At 38.7% G+C, this 4,168-nt stretch carries 4 protein-coding genes; 1 reads left to right on the top strand and 3 read right to left on the bottom strand.

Annotation, left to right across the window (positions count from 1 at the left end; all coding sequences use genetic code 11):
- The coding region (locus AC1DDX_RS24580; protein ID WP_477622758.1) for a DUF4397 domain-containing protein at positions 1 to 445 on the top strand (445 nt) is incomplete at its 5' end.
- A 3-nt stretch (positions 446 to 448) separates the two neighbouring features.
- On the opposite strand, the gene rpiB is transcribed toward AC1DDX_RS24580, so the two are convergent.
- The 3 genes from rpiB to AC1DDX_RS24565 all read right to left on the bottom strand — a co-directional run.
- The gene (gene rpiB / locus AC1DDX_RS24575) at positions 449 to 898 is read right to left on the bottom strand and encodes a ribose 5-phosphate isomerase B (RefSeq protein ID WP_288882778.1); all 450 of its coding nucleotides are present in this window, start codon (positions 896 to 898) and stop codon (positions 449 to 451) included.
- Between the two features lie 10 nt (positions 899 to 908).
- Entirely contained in the window at positions 909 to 3,203 is a 2,295-nt protein-coding gene (locus tag AC1DDX_RS24570) for a DUF7133 domain-containing protein (protein WP_337717944.1), read from the bottom strand.
- A gap of 25 nt (positions 3,204 to 3,228) precedes the next feature.
- On the bottom strand, positions 3,229 to 4,168 hold a 940-nt coding region (locus AC1DDX_RS24565; protein WP_477622757.1), incomplete at its 5' end, for a peptidase dimerization domain-containing protein.

Here is a 4,168-nt window from a genome sequence, read left to right as displayed (position 1 = left end):
ACTTACAACCGAAAGCAGTACAGAAAGCTTGCTTTCAGAGAGTTTAAAGTTCGAAAACGGCAATATCTATTCTTTATTCTTTATCGGCAAACAAGCAAGTCTTGATTATCTGCTTATTAACGATAACATTAAAGCTCCTGCCGCTGAAAAAGCATTTGTAAGATTTATTAATTTATCGCCTGATGCTTCTGCGCTTAATCTTGCATTTAAAGATAGCGTTGCAGTAGCTACCGACAAAGCATACAAAGCTGCAAGTGATTTTGTAGAGATTCCTGCTAAAATTTACACCTTCGAAATTAAGGATAAAGCATCCGGTGCTGTAAAAAAAGAACTGAAAGACATCGATATCAAGAAAGGCAAAACTTATACCATCATATCAAGAGGCATGCTTACTCCATCTGGAACAGAACATGCTTTTGACGGACAAGTCATTACAAATCAATAACCCCTACATCTCTCCTCTCTCAATGGCGGCTATTTTTTCTAATCGTTGAACATGTCGTTCTTCATTAGAAAAGATAGCCTTGAGAAACGCTCTAACAATATCTTTAGCTAACTCAATTCCAATAACACGTTCTCCAATACATAAAACATTCACATCGTCGTGCTCAACAGACTGGTGTGCTGAATAGGTATCATGACATACACCAGCTCTTATACCCTTAAATTTATTTGCAGCTACACTAACTCCTACCGAACTGCCGCACACTAAAATTCCTCTATCGCCTTCTTTATTTAACAAAGCATGGGCTACATGCGCAGCATGATCGGGATAATCGCTGGGTGCACTTGTATGAGTACCCTTATCTATCACTTCATATCCATCATCAAGCAACATTTTTACTAATATGGTTTTATATGCAAAACCTGCATGATCTGATCCAATTATAACTTTCATAAATCTAATTTCAGTTTTTTGATTCTAATTCGGCAACTGTAAATGCTTTTTGTCTGCTTTTAAGTTTCTCACGAACACTCACTACGTCTTTAACATCAATTTTACCTGCATTGTTTTGCCACGAGTTTCTAATAAAACTTAACAACTGAGCAATATCTTCATCAGAAATTTCATCGCTATGACCAATTCCAGGCATATCACCAGCAATTTCTGGCGCTTCATATACGTGGCCATTAACATTTACCGGGCCGGTTAATCCAAATAAAACAATTGAAATTAAAGTGTTTTTATCGCCATTTACCCATTGCGACTTATTTAATGGTGGTGCTAAAGAGGCAATACCATTACCATCGTGCGAATGGCAAGTTTGACAGGTAGATAAGAACAGTGCCGATCCTTTTGGATATTCTTTGGCAAGCGCATCCGGATCACGGTTCTTTTTAGTGTTATTATAAGCGGTAATTACTTTCTGTAACTGTTTATTTATTTTCAAATTGGTATCGGGTTCAAACTTGGCTATTGTTTCTTTAAACGACTCTTCGCGATAAGCTAAATTGCTGATCACAGCATCAGAAACAAAACTGTTATTCGGATACTTTTTAGTCAGATTTACCAACATGTTATCAGCGGCTTGTTCATTAAATGGTTTAATATATTTTGATACAAATGCCACATAAGGAGCAGCCAATTCGTCGTTACTATCAACTAATTCATCTAATGCTTTCACATAGCTAGCATAAGACGATGAGTTAATTACCGACGGCAGCACTGTTAACGCCTGCATACGGATTGGCCATTCTGTACTTTTCAATAAGGCCAGCACTTCATTTGTTTCTAATGCATTAAGCCCTTCCAACGTCCATAACGCATGAATCACCTGTAATGGATTTGTCGTTTGTTTTAAAACTGCTTTTAAATGAGGGATTGCTTGCTTGTATTTTCCATCTATCAGCGTTTGCTGAGCCATATCCCGTAAATAACCGTTAGTACTTCCCAATAATGCTATCAATTTTTCAGGATCATTAGGAATGCTTGTAGCAACGGCCTTTTTACCTTTTGGAACAATTTTATAGATTCGGCCACATGCCAATGGCAATGTGAGGTTTCTCGCTTTAATCTGACCTGATAAATATGGCGTAACATAGGTTTTATGCTGAATAATGCCTCTATACATGTCTACAACATATAATGCCCCATCAGGGCCATTGTATAAGCTAACCGGTCTGAATCTTTCATCAACACTGGCCAGGAACTCCTTATCTTTATATGCCTGCTCCCCTTTTACTACATATCCGGTTTCTTTTAAAATATTCCTCTTAATTAAGTTAGCCGAGGGTTCTGCTACAAAAGCATTAAAATCATAAGCACTGCCAAACAGATCTCCCCGGTAAATCAACGGACCGCAAGCTGCTGTAAAGTTTCTTAATCTTAAGCTGTCATCTAATGTTCCTGGAGAATAACCTCTGTTTACGCCCGGGGTTGGTCTAATTGGATATACACGGTTGTTTGGTACTGTTCTTTCAGAAAAGCCATCCACTCCTCTTTGATTTTTATTTGAGGCACCAAAACCGGGACTAAAATAATCGCCCAACAAGTTCGTCGAATTATCATTATAGTATAACCTGCCATAATTATCCTGACTTACTCCCCACTGACCTCTAAAATGAGTATCCTCAATCAACCATTTATCGCCTTGTTTTCTATATCGTTTACTTGATTTTGCATTGTAAATCCAATTGTCAAGGGCTCTTAACAAGCCATTTGGCTGATGCTCCACATTACCATCTACCGCGTATTTACTATCGACAAGCGTCCTTTTTACTGGCTTATCATTTTTAAGTTCATAGTACCATAAGTTTGGCGGTTCAGCCACCAGAATACCATCTTCAATTAAACAAATTGCCCTTGGCAGCACCAATGAGTCGATTACTAGTTTACGCTCGTCTGCAACACCATCTTTATTTTTATCTTCCAGAATAATGATCTTACCCGATGGCTTATCTTCTCCGGTACCCAATGTATCAGGCATATATCCATTCATTTCTACTACCCACATACGCCCTTTCTGATCAAAGCTCATTGCCACAGGTGTTGTTACTATTGGCTCGGCTGCAATAAGTTCTACCTCAAAACCATCTTCTATAACCATTTTACTTATGGATTCATCAGCAGGAACCACCGGTGATGTGTTAAAGTCGATGGGTTTATCGGAAGTAGCTTTTGTTGTAGAAACCTTTTTATAACTCTGACATTGGTATAAAGAAAATACAATAAGGATTAAAAATGCGTATATGTAAACTTTCATAATAGGAACAAACGTAGAATAGTATTTAGTTATTTTTAAGTGGAATTTGTTGAAGTACTTTTAGCAAATAGCCCCAGAATTTTTGTACTGAAGATACCTGTACCTTTTCATCGGGCGAATGTGCACCATGAATTGTTGGTCCAAAGGAGATCATATCCATTCCCGGCAGGTGGCCACCCAAAATACCGCACTCTAAACCAGCGTGGCAGGCATTAACATTAGGTTCGGAATTAAAACTGGATCTATATAGATCAGCCATCAATTCTAAAATACTGGAATCGGGATTAGGTTTCCAACCCGGATAATCGCCACTGCGTGAAACATCGCATCCAATAATTTCCAGAGATGCACCAACGGCAATTGCAACATCTCGTTTAGTGCTTTCAACACTACTGCGTTGCAATGATTGGGTCACAAACTCTCCGTTTCCAATAATCACTCTGGCCAGGTTAGAAGAGGCTTCCACCAGGTCAGCAATATCAGGGCTCATCCTAAAAACACCGTTTGGAAGAGAGTAAACTGCATTCACGATCTTGGTAAAATCTGCTTCGTCCATTGCAAACTTAGGCAATTGGGTTTCAACGGCAGAAATCAATAAAGAAGGTTCTATGGCATGAAATTCTGCCTCAACAATAGCTGTAAAACTTTTTATAAAGGAATTAAACTTTTCTTTTTGAGCAGGTGTTACCACAACCACAGCTTTAGATTCTCTTGGAATGGCATTTCTTAGGCTTCCGCCATCTACCGAACTCAACTGAATACCAAGTTCCTTATTTGCCTCATAAAGTAACCGGTTCATCAATTTATTCGCGTTGGCCCTGCCTTTATGGATATCCATACCGGAGTGGCCGCCTAGTAAACCTTTTATAGAGATCTCAAAAGCAATGCTGCTGTCTGCAACCTGTTTTTGTTTATAAGTATATATCGTATTTGTATCTATACCGCCGGCACAGCCGATGGTAAGC

The organism is Pedobacter sp. 10L46_2 (assembly GCF_056395165.1).
This window is presented reverse-complemented; position numbering and strand designations above follow the sequence as displayed.

Bases quoted from the DNA above. Each gene is read 5' to 3' on its own strand.
- rpiB (WP_288882778.1), bottom strand. From the start codon at position 898: ATGAAAGTTATAATTGGATCAGATCATGCAGGTTTTGCATATAAAACC.
- AC1DDX_RS24570 (WP_337717944.1), bottom strand. From the start codon at position 3,203: ATGAAAGTTTACATATACGCATTTTTAATCCTTATTGTATTTTCTTTA.